At 55.5% G+C, this 623-nt stretch carries 1 protein-coding gene; it reads right to left on the bottom strand.

Annotated features, from left to right (window positions below):
• Window positions 1–623 (bottom strand): hypothetical protein (locus AC0QHF_RS16365; RefSeq protein ID WP_324705301.1); only part of this gene is annotated, 623 nt, incomplete at both ends.

Raw genomic sequence — 623 nt, forward strand, 5'->3', positions numbered from 1 at the left:
GATATCCGAACTTTCCGTATTTTCTAGATCTGCGGAACTTTCTTCTGTTTCCGCATCTCCGGCAGTGGCTGTGGCTGCGGTTTCCGCCTCGTTGGAAGATGCGATCGCACCCGTATTTTCGCCCTCGCTATTGTCGGTATCTGATGGACTCTCTTCCATTTCAGTTTCGATGGAAGTCTCGGTTTCTTCTGTTTCCGAACTGTCCGTTTCCGCGTCTCCGGCGGTAGCTTCCGCTTCGGTATCCGCCTCATCCGAAGATGCGATCGCCTCGGCATTTCCACTGCTGGAAGTGGCACCGGGAGTGAAGGTTTCCTCGCTGCTGGTGCTGGTTTCTCCCTCTCCCGAAGTGGCGGTGGATTCGCCGCTGCTTCCCGCCCCCGTTTCGTCTACAAAGGAGTTGGAAGAAGCGGAACTGCTGCTGCCGGTTTCGCTATTGCCATTATCCATATCTTCGGAACTGGTTTCAGTTTCAGTTTCGACGGAAGTCTCGGTTTCTTCTGTTTCCGAACTGTCCGTTTCCGCATCTCCGGCGGTGGCTGTGGCTGCGGTTTCCGCCTCGTTGGAAGATGCGATCGCACTGGCACTTCCGCTGCTAGAATCGGCGCCGGGAGTGAAGGTTTCCT

The organism is Lyngbya sp. CCY1209 (assembly GCF_055795065.1).